General features: G+C 52.4%; 1 pseudogene. It reads left to right on the top strand.

The annotated features are described in order from the left end of the window. Positions 1-37 precede the first annotated feature (37 nt). Positions 38-248 (top strand): annotated as a pseudogene (locus tag GHN92_RS23760) (ISL3 family transposase); the annotation flags it as partial.

The following is a 248-nucleotide window of genomic DNA, read 5'->3' as shown; positions in this document are numbered from 1 at the left end:
TGTAAGCTCTCACACCAACAAAAACTAAGCCCCCGACGTGAACAATCTTACCTTTTCTAGCCCTGATCTTTCCAGCTTTTGCCAACTGAATAACCTCGGCCTGACTGCCACTGGACAACATCTTTGTGCAGAGCGCGCCGTCATCGAATGTCGTTTAACCAAAGCACCCGAGCCATGCCCCAAGTGCGGGGCTGCTGGTGTTTCACGCGGTACTGTCGATAGGCATCTTGCTCACACACCTTACGGAC

The sequence above is a fragment of the Pseudomonas sp. FSL R10-2964 genome, assembly GCF_009600035.1.
GTDB classification, from domain to species: domain Bacteria; phylum Pseudomonadota; class Gammaproteobacteria; order Pseudomonadales; family Pseudomonadaceae; genus Aquipseudomonas; species Aquipseudomonas bubulae.
Note: the sequence above shows the minus strand (reverse complement) of the source record. Positions and strands in the feature narration are given on the sequence as shown.